The organism is Paenibacillus sp. MCAF9, assembly GCF_052114265.1.
Lineage (GTDB): Bacteria > Bacillota > Bacilli > Paenibacillales > Paenibacillaceae > Pristimantibacillus.
In genome coordinates, this window is the sequence record NZ_JBFREL010000020.1 from 51,175 (window position 1) to 71,785 (window position 20,611).

The 20,611-nt window shown below is 46.7% G+C and carries 17 protein-coding genes; all 17 read right to left on the reverse strand.

The window, feature by feature from the left end; translation table 11 throughout:
* Window positions 1–125: 125 nt before the first annotated feature.
* Window positions 126–1,583: an alpha-ketoglutaric semialdehyde dehydrogenase GucD gene (gucD, locus tag AB4Z45_RS23530; RefSeq protein WP_441911985.1), complete on the reverse strand. Its 1,458-nt coding sequence runs from the start codon at window positions 1,581–1,583 to the stop codon at window positions 126–128.
* A gap of 33 nt (window positions 1,584–1,616) precedes the next feature.
* Window positions 1,617–2,549, reverse strand: a complete 933-nt coding sequence (locus AB4Z45_RS23535) for a hypothetical protein (protein ID WP_441911986.1) — start codon at window positions 2,547–2,549, stop codon at window positions 1,617–1,619.
* A gap of 49 nt (window positions 2,550–2,598) precedes the next feature.
* On the reverse strand, window positions 2,599–4,320 hold the full coding sequence (locus tag AB4Z45_RS23540) for a dihydroxy-acid dehydratase (RefSeq protein ID WP_441911988.1): 1,722 nt from the start codon (window positions 4,318–4,320) through the stop codon (window positions 2,599–2,601).
* Between the two features lie 2 nt (window positions 4,321–4,322).
* Window positions 4,323–5,300, reverse strand: a complete 978-nt coding sequence (locus tag AB4Z45_RS23545) for an aldose 1-epimerase (protein WP_441911990.1) — start codon at window positions 5,298–5,300, stop codon at window positions 4,323–4,325.
* Between the two features lie 14 nt (window positions 5,301–5,314).
* Window positions 5,315–6,661 (reverse strand): family 4 glycosyl hydrolase, encoded by a 1,347-nt coding sequence (locus AB4Z45_RS23550; protein ID WP_441911992.1) that lies wholly within the window; start codon window positions 6,659–6,661, stop codon window positions 5,315–5,317.
* Between the two features lie 49 nt (window positions 6,662–6,710).
* Window positions 6,711–7,490 carry an SDR family NAD(P)-dependent oxidoreductase gene (locus tag AB4Z45_RS23555; RefSeq protein WP_441911994.1) on the reverse strand — a complete coding sequence of 260 codons (780 nt, stop codon included), beginning with the start codon at window positions 7,488–7,490 and terminating at the stop codon, window positions 6,711–6,713.
* 36 nt (window positions 7,491–7,526) lie between these two features.
* Window positions 7,527–8,357 carry a carbohydrate ABC transporter permease gene (locus AB4Z45_RS23560; RefSeq protein WP_441911995.1) on the reverse strand — a complete coding sequence of 277 codons (831 nt, stop codon included), beginning with the start codon at window positions 8,355–8,357 and terminating at the stop codon, window positions 7,527–7,529.
* A 9-nt stretch (window positions 8,358–8,366) separates the two neighbouring features.
* Window positions 8,367–9,233 carry a carbohydrate ABC transporter permease gene (locus tag AB4Z45_RS23565; protein WP_083681827.1) on the reverse strand — a complete coding sequence of 289 codons (867 nt, stop codon included), beginning with the start codon at window positions 9,231–9,233 and terminating at the stop codon, window positions 8,367–8,369.
* A 67-nt stretch (window positions 9,234–9,300) separates the two neighbouring features.
* Window positions 9,301–10,626 (reverse strand): ABC transporter substrate-binding protein, encoded by a 1,326-nt coding sequence (locus AB4Z45_RS23570; RefSeq protein WP_441911996.1) that lies wholly within the window; start codon window positions 10,624–10,626, stop codon window positions 9,301–9,303.
* Between the two features lie 152 nt (window positions 10,627–10,778).
* Window positions 10,779–12,353: a response regulator transcription factor gene (locus tag AB4Z45_RS23575; protein WP_441911998.1), complete on the reverse strand. Its 1,575-nt coding sequence runs from the start codon at window positions 12,351–12,353 to the stop codon at window positions 10,779–10,781.
* Complete coding sequence (locus AB4Z45_RS23580) at window positions 12,350–14,170, reverse strand: cache domain-containing sensor histidine kinase (RefSeq protein WP_441912000.1); 1,821 nt, start codon at window positions 14,168–14,170, stop codon at window positions 12,350–12,352. Before AB4Z45_RS23580 ends, AB4Z45_RS23575 begins: the two co-directional genes overlap by 4 nt.
* A gap of 297 nt (window positions 14,171–14,467) precedes the next feature.
* On the reverse strand, window positions 14,468–16,348 hold the full coding sequence (gene htpG / locus AB4Z45_RS23585) for a molecular chaperone HtpG (RefSeq protein WP_441912001.1): 1,881 nt from the start codon (window positions 16,346–16,348) through the stop codon (window positions 14,468–14,470).
* 266 nt (window positions 16,349–16,614) lie between these two features.
* Entirely contained in the window at window positions 16,615–17,673 is a 1,059-nt protein-coding gene (locus tag AB4Z45_RS23590) for a polysaccharide pyruvyl transferase family protein (protein WP_441912003.1), read from the reverse strand.
* A 16-nt stretch (window positions 17,674–17,689) separates the two neighbouring features.
* Window positions 17,690–18,811: a glycosyltransferase gene (locus AB4Z45_RS23595; RefSeq protein WP_441912005.1), complete on the reverse strand. Its 1,122-nt coding sequence runs from the start codon at window positions 18,809–18,811 to the stop codon at window positions 17,690–17,692.
* Window positions 18,812–18,817: 6 nt separating this feature from the next.
* Window positions 18,818–19,510, reverse strand: coding sequence for a glycosyltransferase family 2 protein (locus tag AB4Z45_RS23600; protein WP_441912007.1), 693 nt, complete (start codon window positions 19,508–19,510; stop codon window positions 18,818–18,820).
* Window positions 19,486–20,361 carry a glycosyltransferase gene (locus AB4Z45_RS23605; RefSeq protein ID WP_441912009.1) on the reverse strand — a complete coding sequence of 292 codons (876 nt, stop codon included), beginning with the start codon at window positions 20,359–20,361 and terminating at the stop codon, window positions 19,486–19,488. The genes AB4Z45_RS23600 and AB4Z45_RS23605 overlap by 25 nt, the downstream gene beginning before the upstream one ends.
* Complete coding sequence (locus AB4Z45_RS23610) at window positions 20,345–20,545, reverse strand: hypothetical protein (protein ID WP_076267366.1); 201 nt, start codon at window positions 20,543–20,545, stop codon at window positions 20,345–20,347. Before AB4Z45_RS23610 ends, AB4Z45_RS23605 begins: the two co-directional genes overlap by 17 nt.
* Window positions 20,546–20,611 lie beyond the last annotated feature (66 nt).

Consider the following 20,611-nt stretch of genomic DNA (forward strand, 5'->3'; position numbering starts at 1 on the left):
GGCCACTGAAAATCATGAAAATTAAAGTTAATACATTCTCCTCTACTATCGATTTCAAGCTGTGAAAGTTAAAAAGTCCCAGTGAGCTCTTGCCTCACTGGGACTTACTTGTTTTCCTATTTACATTAAGCTTTCAAAAAAACGGTTTTAATTGAGGTGAAAAATTCGATTGCCGCTTGCCCCTGCTCTCTCGAATGCGAGCTGGATTGCTTCATTCCGCCAAATGGTGCTTGCAGCTCCACACCTGCCGTTTCCGCATTTATGCGTACCAAGCCTGCATCCATATCAGAGATAAAGGTTAGTATATGGCTAATATTTTGTGTATAAATAGAGGCACTCAGTCCATATTCCACGTCATTGGCCAGCGATAAGGCCTCCTTCAAGTCCACAAAAGGTATGAGCGCCAGTACCGGACCAAAAATTTCCTCCTTGGCAATCGTCATATCCACGGTTACCTTTTCGAAGACGGTCGGTTGCACGTAATAGCCATTCGACAATTCCTCATCCTCCGGTATGCTTCCGCCATAGAGGAGGCTTGCTCCTTCCGCGATTCCCTTATTAATGTAGGAAAGAACGGTATTACGCTGCTTTTCATTGGCACAAGGCCCCATCCATGTGGTGGAATCCTTCCCATTTCCCAGCTTCAATTGTTTAACTTGATCCAGCAGCTTCGCCCGGAACGCTTCATAAATAGAGGCTTGCACGAGGACCCTGCTCGTAGCTGTACATTTTTGTCCAGTAGATTTCAGTCCACCGCTAATCGCTGCTTCTACGGCAAGATCGAGGTTAGCATCTTCAGCGACGATAAGCGGATTTTTTCCGCCCATCTCCAACTGATACTTGGCTCCACGCGAAAGAGCCGCTTGGCCAATCTGCTTCCCTACTTTATTGGACCCTGTAAAGGTAATACCTTGAATATTGGAATGATTGGCAATACCGCCACCAATTAGAGCACCGTCACCTGTGACCATATTGACAACGCCAGGTGGAAAACCCGCTTCTTCAAAACATGCAAAGAGCTTAGCTGCCGTAATCGACGTTTCAATGGCTGGCTTAATGACAATCGTATTGCCATAAATAAGCGCCGGCGCCATTTTCCACATCGGGATCGCAACCGGAAAATTCCACGGCGTTATGACACCTACGACACCTAGAGGCACTCGAGTGGTGAACATGATCGCCTCATGATCAGTTGAAGGAATAACGTCACCTGTCTTCCGCATGCCTTCCCCGGCATAATAACGAAGAATGGCAACTCCACGAGCCGTTTCACCTTTACATTCCGCAAGGGTCTTGCCCATCTCGCGCATCATAGTTCCAGCTATATCTTCCAGTCTTGCTTCCAAAAGGTTGGCTGCCTTGAACAGATAATCGCCCCGCGCTGCGCCCGAGAGCCGGCGCCATGCTTCTTTGGCACGATTAGCAGCGCTCACCGCAAGCTCAAGATCCGCTTCATTGGAATCCTGCACATATCCGACGATCTCAGACGAATTCGCAGGATTAATGCTTTCCGTCAACCTTCCGGTTGCGGATACGCTCCATTTTCCATCAATAAAGTTTAAATAAGTCTGCTCTATAGTCATTTCTCTATTCACTCCATCCCTTGGGTTATCGCTTTAGCTCACTGAAGGAATTCCCAACCCCTCGGCAAAATTGTCGGATTGAATGGCAGACGAATGATACCTGTCGAGAACTTGAATGCCCAAATGAGCTCTGCGCACCTTCTCCCTGCACTGGGCGATGGCCAGCTCCTTGTTATGAATCCCCGCCGGATACACGCTAACAGCATTCCGAAGCCCGAATTTCAGATAAACCGGTGAAGCGATTCTTACAATTTCCGGAATTTCATAGTTGCGGATAAAACCGCCCAAGTCATCCGGCGACTCAATATAGAGATCAATCGGAGCATCAACCACGGTTCGAATCGATGACAGCTGTGGAAGTGTAATATCGCCAGGCAAATTCAAAGTAGTGCCGCCAAGCTCCGTAAAAATCCGAGCATTTACCGGGTTGGTCGGACTCATCAGCGCTGAAATCTTAACGACCAAATTGGCTGGCAGCTGTCCCTTGATTTTCGCTTGATTGATCAGCCATAATAAGCCTTCATCCGCCACAAGAACGCTTCGAATGCCTAATTCAGCCGCACGAAATATTTCTTCCAATCCATAGAGCAGCTGATCCATTCCTGCATGCCGCCCGCCAAGCAGCTTTCCGCTGCTGCTAAGAGACATGGCTCCGATATCAAAGCTCATGCGAGGCCCAACGAAGAGGCATACCTCCATCCCTTCCGCCCTGCCCATTTGAACCATATCGTTAATTTCGGAATCGCTTAACAGCATAATTCCGCTGCCCTGAGAGACGCGGTTGACCGTTAGTCCCCATTGTTTGGCTTCTGCAATAACGCTCTCCATTATTGCAGGACCCTCTACCGAAGGGATTTCCACACGGTAATGGGCTCCATCTTCAAATCTTTTAGCACTTGTCGCGAGCTGATACTGCTCTTTGTCCGGCAGGCCCAGACTAGCCGCAAAGGCTTGAGCTTTGTTCATCGTTGTTTCCCCCTCGAAGCATTCCATGTATGTGAATGACTAACTCCTACTAACCTCTTCCGACGGTTGGTTCTATAAATTTAGCTTCCTCTTTGGAATTTGGACGCAGAAAACCAAGGTCGCAGCCTTGGTCGGCTTGCAATACATGATCCGCATGCAGCTTCATAAAGCCTCGCTTATGCGTACGAACAGGCGACCAATCACGCAGACGCTCACGCATTTCCACATCCGTCAGCTCTACGCTAATCGTACCGTGATCCAGATCGACCACAATCCAGTCCCCGCTTCGAATGGCAGCGATAGGCCCTCCAAGCTGGGCTTCCGGCGAAACATGCAAAATATTCGTTCCGAAGCTAGTTCCGCTCATTCGGGCGTCGCTGATTCGTACCATATCCCGAATTCCCTGCTTTAGCAGCTTCTTCGGAATCGGCAGCGCTCCCCATTCGGGCATCCCTGCTCCCACCGGTCCGCAGTTTCGCAGGACTAACACGGAGGTCTCATTGACCTCCAGCTGTTCGCTATCTATGGTTTCATTCATCTCTTCATAGCTATCGAATACTATGGCTTGGCCTCTATGCCGGTGACTGATTAAGGAACTAGCCGCTCGTTTCAGAACAGCTCCCGCAGGAGCAAGATTGCCTGTTAGTATGGCAATGCCCGCTTCCGATTTGAATGGCTCGGCCACCGAATAAATAACCGTATCCTTATAGGCTGGATAATCGCGATAACATTCTTCAAGCGTTGTTCCAAGCGCGCTAAGACAAGTCGCATCCAGCTCGGGCAGCAGTCTGCTGATAACCGCTCCAAGCCCGCCTGCTTCAAAAAAATCATCCATGCTATGCTCTCCGCTCGGCTGGAGATTGACCAAAAGCGGGATGCCCTTAGATTTTTCTTCATAGCGCTTCAAAGGGATATGAATTCCGAGCCGCCCTGCAATTGCAGTCAAGTGGATAACCGCATTGGTAGAGCCGCCAAGCGCTGCAAGCAGCTTGATGGCATTATCAAATGCAGCTTCCGTCATTAGAAGAGCCGGAGTCAGCTCTTCCCTAACCATCGCAACAATTCGTTTGCCCGTTTCTTCGGCTGCCCATTTACGGCTGGCATGCGTGGCCGGAATCGTGGAGGTGCCTGGCAGCATCATGCCGAGAATCTCCGATAGGCATTTCATCGTAGAGGAGGTACCCATGACGGGACATCCGCCCTGCGTGCATGAAATACATTTTTCCAGCTCGCTCCATTCCTCGTCTGTCAGAAGGCCTGCATTGTAATCATCCATCAGCTTCCAAAGATCCGTCCCATAATTCACTTTCTTCCCGCGAAAGGAACCCGACGCCCGGTGTCCGGCAGCAAGCTGCAGCGAAGGAATATTGCTGCTCGCTGCACCCATAAGCTGGGCGGGTGTTGTCTTATCGCATTCGCAAAGCAGCACTGCACCGTCAATGGGCAATGCCCGAATGGATTCCTCAACGTCCATCGCCATCAAATTGCGATAAGGCAGATCGGAAGGCTTCATAAAATCAGCAGGCGTCGTGATTGTATGCATCTCCAGCGGGTATCCTCCGGCAAGCAGCACTCCGCGTTTGACAAATTCGACTAATTCTTTATGGGGCGCATTGCAGCTATTCAAATCACTCCAGGAGTTGAAGATGCCAATAATCGGCTTGCCTACAAATGATTCGGGAACATGCCCATTAGCCCTCATGGCCGACAGATGCTGGAATCGCGTTTCCTTCGACGGGTGTTTAAACCATCGGTCACTACGCAAAGACATGCTCAAATCACCTCTTCAATCCGAATTCGTGTTGTTGTTGTCACTTGCTCGCCAGGCTGAAGAACCCGGAAGCCCGTCAGCTTCTGCGGAAGCTGCAAGTTTGGTGCATTCGTTATCCAGGTATAAGGCTCTGGGCACAGATAACCCTGCCGGGCATCATGGTTGTAAACCACCCAATGCTTAAATTGCTCGTCCGCGCTGTACACAACGCGAATGCCGGAATTCAGATCGGTCAGCACCGCTTCATTTGCTCCCGATTCTGCTGTCTGAAAGGCATCGTCAAGCGCGTGCTCGACTAAACTTTTCCCCTCGCGCAGCTCCTCCAAATAAGGAATATCCACTAGTTCGCCCGTTGGCAAGAAGCGTTCGTCCAGCAACCACTGCTTATCCGCATTCAGAGAAAATCGGCACTTCGCCAGATCCCCTGAGGGATCAAAAGGATAATTAAACGTCGTATGGTAACCGAGTCCCCAAGGAAATGGCGCGGCATCCCGGCTGCTGATTGTCGCTTTAATCGTGAGCGTTGTCCGCTCCAAGATGTAACTCATTTGAATACTAAATAAATGTGGAAACCGAGCTAAAATCGCTTCATGCTCATCGGAATGAATGATCGTCTCCAGTACGATCCTCTCTCCCTCTGCCTCTGCCCGTAAAAGCTTCCATGGCGCATCAAATAATAAGCCATGGGTATGATTGTGTTCAGCAGCATCATTAATATCAAACTGATAGTCCCTGCCATTAAATGCAAACCTGCCATCGGCAATGCGATTGGGAGGAAAGAGGATCGGCAGGCCATACAAGATAGGATCTGCCTTGTACTTCTCCTGACTTTCCGGAAATCGCAGCAATTCAAGATCTTTATTTTTTAATCGCAAAGATAATAGGTTGCTTCCCCAAGCCGGTACCAGCGTGAACGCCAGCTCCTCATTCTGTACCCTTATTGCCGTTTCCCCATAAAGCTCAAACTGTTCGATAGCCAATTCTGCCTGCCTCCTTAATTAAAGTGCTGTCTCATCGCAGCAAGGCTGGGCAGTTCAAGAATATCATCCAGCAGCGCACGAGCCTGTTTCTCGGAACGGGTCCACGGATCCATCATAATTAACTGGACAAGATCTTCAAAGTTCCCGCTATCATAGGCCTGCAGCTCAATCTCTACGGGTGCGACACGATCGCGAAGCGCAAAGTTAATCAGAGGCTTAGGCAAGCCTTTGGTCTTAATGCCTTGAACGCCGATTCCACTGACGTAACAAGGAATTTCCACCTGAAAATCGAGCGGGATGCCCGGCACGTAGTTGCTGTCATTCAATATATTAAGGATCATCACTCTAGGCACATCACATGCTATCGCTTCAATAAAAGGAATCATCGGTTCTGACGAATGCACCGGCGGGAAATGATCCATCACTGCTTCTGTCGTATTTTCGGAAACCTTCCGGATTCTCTCTACGCCAGCTGCACCTCCCGCGAAGTAAAGATCCCGCCACCAAGCCTCAGGGTCTTCCTTATAGAGTTGCTCCGTCTCTTGATCCGCATGGTGCCAAGCCGGCCAAGAGCCGCCGCCCGGATTTCCCGTATCGCCAATGGGAAATACGCCGAATTTCTTATAGAGATCAAGCGCTTTGGGACCTAACCAGTCGCAGGTAGCGCAGTTCTCAATATAAGCAGCCGATTTTTCTTCGATCCAACGATCCAAAATAGGAAATGCATTTTCCCCTTTGTATCGGAACTCGGTCAGCCAAATAAAGTGATTCACGCCTGGAATCTCATACGTAATATGATTCGGGTCAAGTCCGATCACCTCAGCCACAGCTTTTACCCCGTTAGAACCATGGCAGAAGCCTGCCAGCTTGGCTTGTGGATACTTGCGCTGCAAGTAGGTTACGCCCGCCATGACCGGGTTGGACACGAGCATATACCAAGCGTCCGGACAAATTTCCAAAATATCCAGCATAACCGATTCCATCAGGCGCAGCTGATCGAAATTAATCCAGAAGCCTTCGTCATGCATCACATGCAGGCTCCCGCCAAACCGATAACCGTGCTTCCGGGCAATATCCCATCCGTCCTTCAAACGCTGATGGCCTCCGACCAGCGCAGCAAGCACGACGAAGTCAGCACCGCGTAGCGATTCTCTACGATCCGTCGTCTTCTCCAGCACCAGATGGATATTAGCTTCTTTGGCGTAGCGTTCGCAAAGGGAATATGCGCTTTCCAATCTCTGCTCATCTATATCCATAAAGCTGACGACACTGCCTTCAAGAGAAGGCGTCAAGCAGATGTCCTTGATTAGGCTGAGGGAGAACATCGCAGAGCCTGCTCCGATAATACTAATTTTAGCCATAGGTATAACCTCCATATGAGAGTGAATGATTTTGATTGAGGGCTTGTTATCAAATCGCAGCCGATGCTGCTCCGTCAATGCTTAGATTAGAGCCATTAACGACGACCGATTCGTCAGAGGCCAGAAATAACACTGCATACGCGACCTCGCGCGTCGTTGCCATTCTTCCGAGCGGCTGCTGCTGCTTGATGATCGGGTACAATTTATCCATTCCGCCCATGCTTTCGGCGAGACGGACGTTCATGTCGGTCTCCACCCAGCCTGGCGAAATCGAATTGCAGCGGATGCCTTTCTCGGCATAGGAGACGGCAATCTCTTTGGTTAAACCAATAATGCCTGCTTTGGAAGCAGAATAAGCGGTATAGCCAGGCTCCGTTAAGGAGGCCATGACAGAAGATGTATTAATGATGGAACCGCCATTTCTCTTGAGCATTTCGGGAATCGCCTTTTTACACATTAAGAACATCGACTTTAAGTTAACCTGCAGCACTTCATCCCAAGTTTCTTCCTCATAATCCAAAATATCGCCAACAGGCATAATGCCCGCATTGTTAAAAACGATATCTAGCCCGCCGTAAGCGTTGACCGCGCTTGCCACCGCATCTTCAGCTGTCTTCATCAGGCCCACGCTGCCGCATACGATCTCGCAGCTTCCGCCCATTTGGCGAATTTCGGCAGCCACATCGTTTAATTTCTCCTCGTTGATGTCGACCAGGATAAGGCTCGCGCCTTCTTCAGCAAAGAGCAGCGCCGTTCCTTTACCGATTCCTGATGCCGCTCCTGTAATAATCGCTACTTTTGAAAAGAGCCGTCCTTGCTTCGTACTCATGTGATGACATCCTTTCCTATCCTCATTCGATATCGTTTATTTAACAGCTCCGATAACCAGCCCTTTACGAATATAGCTTTGAAAAATAATATAAATCGCAATGGGCGGCAGCGAAGCAAGCAACAGCCCTGACAATAACAGCGGGTAGTCTGAGCTGAACCGATTGAGCACAGTCGCCACCGCAACGGTTACGGTCTTTAAGCCATCCGATTGCAAATAGATGAGCGGGGTTAACAAATCGTTCCACCAGTTCGTCGCATTGAAGATCGAAACTGTGACCACGCCCGGCAAGCTCATGGGTAAAATCACTTTGAACATCGCCTGATAATATTTGGCACCGTCTATTTTTATCGCTTCGAGCACTTCATCGGGCATGGCTCTCATTAGTGAAGTGAGTAAGAAGACCGTGCTCGGAATAGCCGAGACAGACCAGATGGTCACCACGGATATGATATGGTCGGTCCAGCCGATCTTTGACATCAACAAATAGTTTGGAATGATAAAAGTAATACCCGGTATGGTCATCGTAGCGATCATAATAATATAAAATCCGTTGCGGTATTTGAATTTTAATTTGGCAAAAGCATAGGCTGCCGGAATAGACAAGGCTAGGGAAGCAACTAAGCTAAGTCCCACGTAGACAAGCGTATTGCCAAACAACCGAACAAGAGAGAAGCGATAAATGAGTGCGATGAAGTTATCAAAATACCAGCTTTTTGGAAGACCCATCGGATGTTTGATATATTCTATCGTCGGCTTCATACTGCTGATGGCCATGTAGAACAACGGATACATCGCCATGAAGGCAATGACAGCGAGCACGATAAAAATCAGAAATCTAACCATTCTTCTAGAGGCTGTTTTCATAATGTCCTCCTATTGCTCCAAGCGCTTGGATATTTTCAACTGAATCCAGGTAATGAACATAACAATGAAGAACAAGAAAACCGAAAGCGCGCTCGCATAGCCCATATTTCCGCTTCGGAAAGCTTGAATATAAATCATATAATCGATTGGCGTTGTCTCGTAACCGGGCCCGCCGCCTGTGATCGAATAAACAAGGCCAAACAGCCCGACAAAAACGTAAATAACATTGACGATCGTAAAGTAAAATATCGCTGGATATAACGACGGTATGACGATGTACATTAATCGCTGACGCCAATTGGCTCCGTCTATTTTGGCCGCATCAAACAATTCATTGGAGATCGAAGATAGCCCCGATAAAAAAATGAGCGTTCCTTGGCCCAGCGTCTGCCAGTAAAAACATAAAATCAAGATCATAAATTCGGTCGGCACCGTATTCAGCCAATCCGTCGTGAACGCGCCAAGTCCGGCATTTTCCAGAAGCGTATTCACGATCCCTTTGTTCGTAAACATGGATTTTGCCAAAAAACCGATAACGACCGAGGAGAGGATCGCCGGCAAGTAATACACCGAACGAAACAAGCGCCACCCCGGAACCTCCTCATGCAGCAGAACCGACACCGTAAGCGATATGAACAAGATGCCCGGTACCGATAATAAAAAGATCAGATTGTTGCGCAGCATAAGCGGCAAATCGCCATTACTAAGGATCGTCTTAAAATTATCCCAGCCAACAAACGTAGAAGTGACCCCATCCCATTCCGTAAAGCTATGAAAAAACGTGTTGAACATGGGATAACCTACGAATACAGCTAGCAACAGAAAAGCCGGCAGCAAGGAGAACAAACCTACCCATCGTTCTTGCTTGAGACCCATCCTTCTATTCCTCCTTGCCTTTTGGTAGAAGCGGCCTCCTTTCCTATGAAGGCCGCTCCTTAACCGCCTATTTATTTTTTAGAAGCGAATCGCGTTTCTGGTCGATTTTTCTCATAAATTCCTCTGCCGTCATTTTCCCGCTGGAAACCAGGGATTGCAGCGACATCATCTCGCTTGTCAGCTCCGCTGGGTAAACATTGTCCGGCCAGAAAATAGTGCTAGGTTCATTGGCCATATCCTGCATCGTTTTCACTAGCGGATCGGATACGTACTCGTTCACATCCACATCGTTGACGACTGTAATACGTGCTTCGCCCGACTTAATTTTATTGATTTGCTCTTCCTTGCTCATCAGGAATTTGACGAAATCAGCCGTTTCTTTCTTGTGCTCCGAGTAGTTCGTCACCACAAATGCAGCGCCCACCCCGCCAGGACCGCCATCGTGGATTTTGACATCCTCGCTGAAGTCTGGAATTTTCATAAAGCCGACCTTGTCGCCCATCTCCTTGCTGAAGTTCAAGATGTCCGCATTTGCTCCAACCGTCATGCCGAGCTGCTCTTGAATAAACAGTTGTCGAACGGAATCATCGGCAATGACCAAGTTTTTCTCGAACAGCTCGCGCCAGCCCTTCATGACATTCACCAGCTTAGGATCGGAGAAATTGGTTGTGCCTTTGACCAAGCTGTCGAGACCCGGAATATCCACCGTTTGAGCAATCCAATAGTCCGGTACATGAAGGAAGCTGTCTTTAAACAAACCAAGCGGCGTAATATCCTTCGTCTTCACTTTCTCCAGCATAGCCACAAACTCTTGAAAATTTTTCGGGCGCTGGGCAATGGGATCGATTCCGGCATCCGCAAAAATTTTCTTGTTATACGCTAGAAGAAAAGTTCCGTCTGTCCCAAATGGAACGCCATAGGCTTTGCCATCAGCCGTAAAGTCTTCCGTTGTTGCGCTCCATCCAACGATTCTGGATCTTTCTTCACCTGAAAAGTAACTATCCATCGGCTCTAAAAATTGCTTAAACCGAAGCATATAGGAACCCGACCAGAGTACCGTTAAATCAGGACCGTTCTTGGCAATGCTGGCCGTTTGGAATTTAGCAAACAGCTCATCTCCGGAAGGAACATCCTGCACATCAATCTTCACATTGGGATGGGCCTTCTCATACCTTGCAACGGCCTGAGAAATGTAGAAGTCTTCTTTTTTCTTCGCTTTGTTATTTTCATCAATGGTCGCAAACCCTGAATTCCAGAAAACAATATTGACCTTCTCCTGTCCTTCTCCACCTGTAGAAGCGCTTTCATTTTCATTCTTGGAACATGCAGAAAGCGACATTGTAACCAGCATCATTAAAGCTATACTTAAAACAGACCATCTTCTCATTCTCATGGAAACCTTCCTTCTTTCGTTAGTTGATGTCTTGCTTCCTAGTATAGAAGCTTTCCATAAGCAGATGAATCTCCTAAGCCAACCATTTGATTTATCACTTTATATCCGAAGAGGATACCATTTATCATTTTTCAAGCCGCAGTTAACATCTTTTAATTCTTTTCAGCATCTGCATAGTGTGAGGGTGCAATCCCCTTAATTTTTTTAAACATGCGGGTAAACGAGCTTAAGTTTAAGTAGCCCAGCTTGTCCGAAACCTCAGTTAAGGTCATTCCGCTGCGGATCATCGTTTCGGCCTGCTCCACCTTGGCTGTCAATACAGCGGTGCTGAAAGAAATCCCTTTCTCTTCTTTATATATTCTGCTGAGATATACAGGGCTTACTTTAAGATGCATTGCGATGGCATTTAAACTAATTTCATCAAACCTGTGCTCTTGAATAAACATTTCGGTGGCTTCAACAAACTTCTTTCTTTCATGGCCGTTCTTCTCTTTGAATGCCGGTTCCTGCAGCACATGGATAGCGTTGTATAACAAATGCACCGCTTGCGTTAATGAAACGCAGTCCAGCAGCTCAGATCTTTGGAAATAAGTCTCCGATGGTCGCCGTCCCGACATTTCGCAAATTTGCTTCAGCTGAAATAAAATATCCTCCAGTACATTTTGCAGCAGGTTTGGTTTGGGATATGGCGGGCCGACGACCTGCTTGAGGTTTGCCAGCAGATCTCCTGCCTGCTCGTATTGAAAGCTGGACAGTTTGTTCATTATCGCCTTTTTCCAAATAAACACGGCATCGGAAAGCGTTGCTTCAGGCAGCTCGCCCTGAAACAGGTGGTCATTTTCACAAAAATATTTGAGGCTTAGCAGGTCGCTGGCAAAACGATCATACACGGTCCACTCCCGCCAGTCTGTAAACCTTTTACTCACAGCAATGGATAGAGCATGGCCCAGATACTGCGAAACCGAGTCGATCAACAGCTTCGGGTCGATATCCGAGCTATTCGTGCTGCTTACCAATACATGCCATCGGTTATCATTTATGTTTTCCACGAACCCAATTAGCCTGCTGCGGTAAAGTTCAACAGCCATATGGTCAATCGAATGGCCTATTTTAACGATTTCTTGGGAAGTTAATTTGGATTCATCCTGAGAAGGATCTAACGCCACAACCCATGCCTCATATTCTCCCTTTTGCAGAAAATATTTATACTCTCCCAGCTTCTCGGCAAACGCTTCTGTCTCTTCACTGTTATACAAGCCGTGCAGCCAATCTCTTAATAAGCTGGCTTTACGAACGAATCTTGAACCCGCTTCCGGCGTCCCTTCTTCCTGAAAATGATGCTCCAGCAGCTTGGCCTTCATCTTCGCTGTCAGCTGCTTCAAAATAAGCTGAAGCTCTTCAATTTCCATCGTTGATTTTACGATGAAATCATGAACGCCCAGGCGCAGCGATTTGCGAACCGTTTCGAAATCTTGATTGCAGGTCAAAATAACAAATTCCCCGTCCGGATTTAAGGGCTTTACCTTCTCAATAAAATCAAGCCCATTCATTCTGGGAAGCAGAATATCCACTAGTGCGATATCCGGCAGAAATCTCTCATACAGCTCAACAGCTTCAACACCGTCTCTGGCTTCACAGACGACCTCCAGCCCCATTTCAGACCAAGGAATTAATGATTTGATCCCCATTCTAACTAGCATATCGTCTTCAATAATCATCACTTTCATTCCGAATCTCCTCCATTATGATCGATATAGGGAAAGGTAAGCGTTACGTTCGTCCCTTTACCCACTGCACTTCGAATTTCGATGCCATACCTCTCGCCATACTCCAGCTGCAAGCGACGATGCACATTTTTAAGCCCGATCCCCGAGGTTCGTTCCTCATCCTCGTACTCATTCGAATCCGTTATCAGCATACCGGCAATGGAGCCTTCTTCAATTCCGACTCCGTTATCTATAACCTCCACCCGTACCTGCTCCCCTTCCATCGCGCAAGTAATCGTCAGCTGTGGCGTAATTCCATCAAGATTAGTAAATCCATGCATGATTGCATTCTCGACAATCGGCTGCAGCGTCAGCTTCAATATTCTTGCACCCTGCACCTCATGCGGCACATCCCATATCGTTTCAATTTTGATGAACATCCGTTTTTCCTGAAACGCAATATAGCTTCTGACATAATCCATTTCCTCGCCGACCGTGCTCCATATGGTTCGTGATTTGCTTAGTGTATAGTTCAGCATGCTGCTTAAATTAACAAGAGTCTGGGCAATCATCTTCTCGCCCTTCATTTCCGCCATCCAACGGATCGAATTAATCGAATTATGCAGGAAATGAGGCTTGATCTGGGACAGCAAGAGATTGAGCTCCAGGCTCGACTTTTCCCGTTCATCCGTTTTAATTCGCTCAATCTGTTCATTAATCCGGCTTAGCATTTGCTGAATGCCCGAGAATAAAATTTCGATTTCCTCCAAGCCTTTGTATTGAAAATTTCCAATGACATCCTGCCCCTGCCCAGTGTCATTAAAGCGTATTTTCCGAACCATCCTCGATAAATTCAGCACGGGTATCATCGCTTTTCTTGTGAATATATACAGGATAAGTGAAATCAAAAGAATGGACGACACGGTTACCGTGAGCGTATGGCTCCACAATTGCTTAGTGGGACTTGCCAAAAGCTCTTCCGGCGTTAACGCAATTAAATACCATCTTAAGAAGGGAATGTTTTGGATGGAGCAAAAGTAGCTTTGGCCGTTCCACTGAATCAAAAAGCTTTCATATCCCCCGCCGTCCACCTTCGCCTTCGATATCGCCTGTCTGGATAGCTCCTTCAGGCGGTCGTCATCATCTTCGCTAGAAATAAGCAATTCGCCGTCTTCCTGACTTATGAATGCAAGGGTTGAGCTGTTCAGTTGAATTTTGCGCAGCAGCCGCTGAAATAAACTCTCGTTGACCTCTACGTTCAAGAGGCCTAACGCCGAATTGCCATGTACAATATTTTTAGTGAAATAAAATGCGTTCTGCCCCTCCGAGAGGTCGTGAAAATTGGGGCCCACATTGCGATACATGACGTTATTATCATAAGGTATCCTCTCGGAAGGCCAATTAAACTGCTGCACCACTTGCTTTAACCGTTCAACTTCTGTGTCATGCAAAACGCTATTGCTGAATACTTCCCCTTGATCGTTAATAATTTGTACGTATAAGGGCACTCTTAACCGATACGCAGCAGTGAACGACTTCAGCCGGTCTCTGACCGCATGTTCATTTATGGGAGCGTTATTATTTCGACTTAACAGCCTCTGTAATTCCTGATCCTGCGACAAGGTGCGAATATAATCCTCAATATGGTTCACATAAAAGTCCAAACTGATGGAGAGCGACTCCATATTGCTCGAAACCGATTTATCATATAGTGTCTCCACTTGCTGAACCGCTCCTTTGCCCAACATATAACCTTGGATAAGAACCGGAACAATAATAATACACATGAGCAGCAAAATAAGCGTAATTAAGTTCAGCCGGCGTTTTATCCGTATCATCTATAAACCCTCCTCTGCGGCTTCACATTTATTCATACAATGAATATTGTTTATTTATTTATTTGTTTATTTATTTGTTTCTGCATTCTTATTCAATTATTTCTTATCTTGTAGTGCTATTATATCCGGAATAATAATCAATACCATGATTTATTATATTTCCGCAAACACACCACGCGCCTCGTGTAATTTTATCGGTAGCTATGATCAGCATCCATAATTGTGCTATCGTAGAAAAAAAGCCCGTACGGGAATGACCCCGTACGGGCTTTTTACGCTTGCTTGTCGCTTGCTCTATTAAACCATTACTTTGCAAATATCGTTCGTAAACGCAACTGGATCTTGAATTGGCAAACCTTCGATGAGAAGCGCTTGGTTGTAAAGCAAGCTTGTATAAAGAGCCAGCTTCACTTTATCCTGCCCAGCAGCATCCTTCAACGATTGGAAAATTTCATGGTTCACGTTAATTTCGAGCACCTTGTCTGCTTTTACGTCTTGGCTGTTCGGCATCGCATTCAAGATTTTTTCCATTTCAATCGTTACTTCGCCTTCTGTGGATAAGCACACAGGGTGTGTTTTAAGGCGTTTTGAAGCTTTTACGCTTTTTACTTTATCGTTAAGAATTTCTTTCATCTGCTCGAAAAGCTCTTTATTGGCATCCTGCTCTTCGGCCGTTTCCTTGTCCTTCTCGTCCTCTTCAATACCAAGATCGCCGCTTGATACCGACTTGAATTCCTTATCCTTATACTTCGCAACCATCTTGATAGCAAATTCATCAATATCGTCCGTGAAGTACAAAATTTCAAAGCCTTTATCCGTTACCAGCTCGGTTTGCGGAAGTCTATCAATCCGCTCAATCGATTCACCGGAAGCATAATAAATGTACTTTTGATCCTCGCTCATTCTTGACACATACTCGTCCAGTGTAACTAGCTTCTTCTCTTTCGAAGAGTGGAACATAAGCAGGTCTTGAAGCACTTCTTTGTTCACGCCGTAATCGTTGTATACGCCGAATTTCAGCTGTCTGCCGAATGCTTTGTAGAACGACTCATACTTCTCTCTGTCATCCTTCAATATGCCAAGCAGCGCGCTCTTGATCTTGCTGTTGATGTTTTTCGCAATCAGCTTCAGCTGACGGTCATGCTGCAGCATTTCACGTGAAATGTTGAGCGATAGATCCTCCGAATCAACCATACCTTTAACGAAGCTGAAATAATCCGGCAGCAGGTCTGAGCATTTATCCATAATTAGAACGCCATTTGAATAAAGCTCCAGCCCCTTCTCATATTCCTTCGTATAATAATCGAAAGGTGTGCTCTCTGGAATATACAAAATCGCATTGTACACAACAGCGCCATCCGCACTAATATGAAGATGCTTGATCGGTTTGTCGAAGCCGTAACGTTTTTCAAAATAAAACTGATCATAATCTTCCGATGTCAGCTCATTTTTATTTTTACGCCAGATCGGCACCATGCTGTTAACGGTTTGCTCTTCTTGATATTCCTCAAACTCGTTTTCCGCATCTGCTTTAGGCCGTTGGCCTTTGACATCCATCTTAATTGGGTATCGAATAAAATCAGAATATTTTTTGATGATCGACTTCAAACGGTACTCTTCCAAGTACTCATCGTATTGATCATCTTCGGTATTTTCCTTAATATTAAGTACAATTTCCGTACCAACGGAATCCTTCTCGCATGACTCAATCGTGTAGCCGTCCGCGCCAGTTGATTCCCATTTGAACGCCTCATCGCTGCCAAGCGCTTTGGTCACAACGGTAACCACATCCGCCACCATAAATGCAGAGTAGAAGCCTACGCCGAATTGACCGATAATGTTATGTCCATCCTTAAGCTCATTTTCCTTCTTAAAGGCAAAAGAGCCGCTCTTCGCAATAACGCCAAGGTTATTCTCCAGCTCTTCCTTCGTCATGCCAATCCCTGTATCGGTGATCGTTAATGTTCGTTTTGCCTTGTCGGCAACGACTTTAACATAATAATCCTCTTTGTTAAATACCATTTGGTCATCAGTTAGCGCTCTGTAATATAGCTTGTCGATCGCATCGCTGGCATTCGAGATCAGCTCTCTCAAAAAAATCTCGCGCTGCGTATAAATGGAATTAATCATCATTTCCAGCAATCGTTTCGATTCTGCTTTGAACTGTTTTTTGGACATGGATAGATCCCCTTTCCATTCATCAATAATTAGTAAGCCTAAAGGTAACGCAACAGGAAGGCTTGTTCAACGTTTATTAAACCGCTACCTTATATTTTAGCACTCAAACTCTTTGAGTGCCAATCCTTCTTTTTATATATCATAAACTATTTTTCGATGTCAACCTTCTTCCTATAATATCCATCCTTTGTCTATTAAAAAAAGGAGCTGCCCCGAAAGGTAATAAACCTTCGGGCAGCTCCTCTTACGCTGTTGCAGCTATTTCCTTAAAACAGTTGTTCTTGAAATGGCTTTTTCAGCAGCTTGCGATAACGGCTCTGATGCGAATAAAACTTTTCGCGAATCATATCCGTTTCTTTTTCAATTTTGGCTGCTCTGTCCAGAATGCTTTCGCCAAGTGCCGTATCGCCGGTGGAGAGCACATAATCCTGAAGATCCACCGAACAGCCAAAGTCTATGCATTTGAATCGATATCCAAGGCTTACGAACGGCACCCCTGCCGCTGCTGACAGGTAACTAGCATGCAATTTGAAATTGATCGTCAGCGCATAGGACTTTAGCTTCTCCATCAAATCCTCATGATGGTACAGCTCCAAATCAAGATCCACATTCGTCTGGTTTCCCAGCTTCGAATATAGACGCTTGCAAGCTTCTCTATCAGGACCCCAAACGGAGAAAATATTGATGCGATAGCCCTGCGATATTAATATACGCAGCGCCTCTACCAATTGCTGCTCTACCTTTTCCTCATTGCCGCCGAATATTCGATTATAAGCAGTTCCCCAGTTCACACCAATCGTTCTGCTAGCCTGCCCATTCTTGCGTGGCGACGGTGCAGGCAGCAGAAATGCCGGGTCACCGCTTATGATCGCCTGCTCCATTCTGACGCCAGAATCCTCGAGAAACTGATAGGACAATGGACCTCGGACGCCGCAATACTTTGACATCTTCACTAGCTCAGCTAATTTCTCATTAGTTGCCAGGTTCTCATCGGTGTAGGCCAAATGGGCTGCGACCTTCCCCGAGGCATCAAATACAGGAAACTCCTGTCTGTCATGACCGCTGCCCCAAATCATTACTTTTTTATGGTTCCTAGCCGCTTGATAAGCAACATCGATATAACCTGGAATGAGCAGCGAGCCGCCGCCGAGCACAACAACATCATACGGACCCGAATTCCGAATATCTACGCCCGGTATTGACGGAATGACATCATATTTTTTCTCAGGCAGATAAGCTCTGCACAGGTCGCGAAACAATAGCCACATTAACTCATCACCAACATTGTTAAACCCTAACCAGCCTACATACAAAATTCTTTTCACTCCGTACCGCCCTTCATTAAATCTCTCCTATTGCTGAACGATATACGCTCATAATTTGATCAATGGAATGATCGATATGAAACTCATGTTCCACCCACCGTCTTCCCTCTATTCCATTAGCGCGCAGCCCCTCCAGCCTGCGGCATCCATCTGCAATCTCGCTTGCAAACAAATAACGGGAATAAGCGGCAGACGAACCGTGGTCTCCAAAATAGTTAAGCCAAGCCTGCTCATAATTGCTCGGCTCCACCCAGCCAAAATAACCATGGTTGCCGATGGCAAGCACTGGCTTCTCGCAAGCCATTGCCTCCAGCGCAACGCGTCCCGTACCGACAACGATATCTGAAGCATTGTAATACTCTCGCATTTGAGATTGTTTTCCAACCATATGAATGAACCGTCTTCCGATTTCCACCTGAATGAATTCCGCAAGTTCTGAAATTGCATTATATTTAGGGCCATCCCCGACAACGACAAGCTCAAGCTTATCCCACCCATAACGATAAAGATCCTTCATCGCCCGCAGCAGGACATCACATGCTGTTGCCTTTCCCCAAGCCAAGCGGCTAGCATACATAAGTACAATTGCATCTTCAGAAATACCTAAGTCTGAGCGAAGCTTTGCGCCGCTGGATGGATAAAACTCCGCTAGATCGATGCCGTTCGGGACAACGATAGACGGAAAGCCAAGCCGCGTGATGTAGCTTTGAAGAGGATCACTTACACAGATGATCGATTCCGAGTAAACAAGCAGCGATTTTAGAGCAGTTTCCGGATAATAGGTGCCATGAACGGTAAATATAGACGGAATTCCTAATAGATTAGCTGCCTTTGCCGTAAACAAGCCTGATGGAGTCTGATGCACATGAACGCAGTCTACTTTCTCGCTTCGCATAATTTCCTGCAGCCTAACGATTCGCTCCGTTTGAACTGACGCTCCAGCTGGCTGGAATTCAAACAAATATACATGGCACCCGGCATCCTCAAACCGAAACCGCATAGGGCCGTCCGCGGCAATTATACTCACTCTTTGACCTATTTTTATTAGTGCTTTTGCTAGACTTAATACATGTGTTTCCGTACCGCCGGCATCCATACTGTCCAGAGCCATTAAGACGGATAACGGCGAGCCTGCCATTTCACCTCACTCCTTTTTCGCATAAAAAGCCAATGATCGTTGGCTCGCATGCAGACGATAGTAATAAAGAATTTCAGGTATATTTTCAATACGAGCTTTGTTATTCAAAAATTTAACGATAAACTCATAATCCTCCGCCCCGACAATTCGTCGGCTCAATCCGCCCATTTGGTCAAAAGCATCGCCGCGAAACATGATCGTCCCATGGCAAACACAGTGACCGCCGCTGCAGTAAACATCATGAATATCATCACCGAAACGCAGCCATTTTTCCTGAACATACTGCCTTTTCTCGGCCTCATCAAAGCTAGCGTAGCTCGTTCCTACCAGTGCAACCTCTGCATGGCTTTGGAGATATGCTACTTGTTTCTCTAAACGCTGCGGATGAGAGAAATCGTCCGCATCTTGTACCGCGATATATTGTCCGCGAGCGTGGAAGAAACCCGTCGTTACGGCTCCAGAAAACCCAATATTTCTAGGAAGTCTAACGAGTACTATAGATTCTGTACCCGCTACTCCGTTCGCTTCGCACCAAGCCTCGATAACATCCAGCGACCTATCGGTCGATGCGTCATCTACAATGATAATTTCTTTATTCAAATACGTTTGACTCAACAAGCTGTCCAAACATTCAATGAGATATGCTGCACGATTATAATTTGCAATAACGATACTTACTTTTCCAAATTCCCGCTGCACCCTATCTCTCCTTTCTTGCCCTCTCTCCTATGAATGGCATGCAGAGCCTCAAAATGATCCCCTATTATTTGCATCGTTGCAATGGAATGGTCTCCTCCGGCATTGCTGTGTTTGCTCGGACGATAACGGTTTAAGCGATCAACTTCCACGCAGTGAACGGGTTGGACGGTTAACCCCCCGAGCAGTCCCAGCGCATAAGCTTTCGGCGGACATAATAAATTGGACCAATGAATAACATTAAGCGCCCGCCTATTCAGCGCAAATGGAACATGCACGAGTGAAGCATTCGCCAGATCCTCGCGGCCAACTGCCATATTCAGTGCTATTTTCAGCGTTGTCACGGCACTCCAAGGCACGCGCATGCTGAGGTGGTGATCCAGCTTGTTAATAGCCAAATCACATTCCCTTAGCAGCGCATAAGGAAAAGGAGCAAGCTCCTTCCAAGGGATATGAAAATCACCATCCACAAACAGCAGCGCATCGCCAGTGGCTGCATATGCGCCAATAGCTCTGCCAACATCCGTTCCGAGCGGCTCCTGAAAAACAATGACCGACGCGCCAAGCTCTCTAGCAATACTCTCTGTACGATCATTGCAGCCATTAACAACTACGATAATTTCAGCTGGCGACAGCCATGTTATTTCTTGGATGACACGTCCTATTGTCCGCTCCTCGTTTTGAGCGGGTATAATCACTGACAAGCGCTGGTGCACCCCGCGCCGATTGCCTGCTTGGGAGAAATCTCTTCCTTTTCGTAAAGGAGGCAGCACATCCTTATCTGCAATCAATCGCTCGACATAGTCACGCCTTCTTCCATCATCCGTACAGCCATTCCTATAAAATCCGGACATATTCGATGACCCGCAAACGTATCAACACATCTTCCGTCCCACCGTATCCGGGTACACTCAAGGTTCGAACCACAATGTACGAGAATCCTACCGTCAGCAGCACACCTGCAACCACATCCCCATTAGAGAGAATAACTTCTACATCTCTCCCTAGGTACGTGCGCAGCTTAAAATAAAATGACACCTAATCAACTCCTACCGTATGATACCCTCATCCTATTCGCTAGATTAATAGAGAGAACGGCATACG

Coding starts and splice junctions, on each gene's coding strand:
- gucD (WP_441911985.1), bottom strand. CDS start 1,583: ATGACTATAGAGCAGACTTATTTAAACTTTATTGATGGAAAATGGAGC.
- AB4Z45_RS23535 (WP_441911986.1), bottom strand. CDS start 2,549: ATGAACAAAGCTCAAGCCTTTGCGGCTAGTCTGGGCCTGCCGGACAAA.
- AB4Z45_RS23540 (WP_441911988.1), bottom strand. CDS start 4,320: ATGTCTTTGCGTAGTGACCGATGGTTTAAACACCCGTCGAAGGAAACG.
- AB4Z45_RS23550 (WP_441911992.1), bottom strand. CDS start 6,661: ATGGCTAAAATTAGTATTATCGGAGCAGGCTCTGCGATGTTCTCCCTC.
- AB4Z45_RS23555 (WP_441911994.1), bottom strand. CDS start 7,490: ATGAGTACGAAGCAAGGACGGCTCTTTTCAAAAGTAGCGATTATTACA.
- AB4Z45_RS23560 (WP_441911995.1), bottom strand. CDS start 8,357: ATGAAAACAGCCTCTAGAAGAATGGTTAGATTTCTGATTTTTATCGTG.
- AB4Z45_RS23565 (WP_083681827.1), bottom strand. CDS start 9,233: ATGGGTCTCAAGCAAGAACGATGGGTAGGTTTGTTCTCCTTGCTGCCG.
- AB4Z45_RS23570 (WP_441911996.1), bottom strand. CDS start 10,626: ATGAGAATGAGAAGATGGTCTGTTTTAAGTATAGCTTTAATGATGCTG.
- AB4Z45_RS23575 (WP_441911998.1), bottom strand. CDS start 12,353: ATGAAAGTGATGATTATTGAAGACGATATGCTAGTTAGAATGGGGATC.
- AB4Z45_RS23580 (WP_441912000.1), bottom strand. CDS start 14,170: ATGATACGGATAAAACGCCGGCTGAACTTAATTACGCTTATTTTGCTG.
- htpG (WP_441912001.1), bottom strand. CDS start 16,348: ATGTCCAAAAAACAGTTCAAAGCAGAATCGAAACGATTGCTGGAAATG.
- AB4Z45_RS23595 (WP_441912005.1), bottom strand. CDS start 18,811: ATGGCAGGCTCGCCGTTATCCGTCTTAATGGCTCTGGACAGTATGGAT.
- AB4Z45_RS23605 (WP_441912009.1), bottom strand. CDS start 20,361: ATGTCCGGATTTTATAGGAATGGCTGTACGGATGATGGAAGAAGGCGT.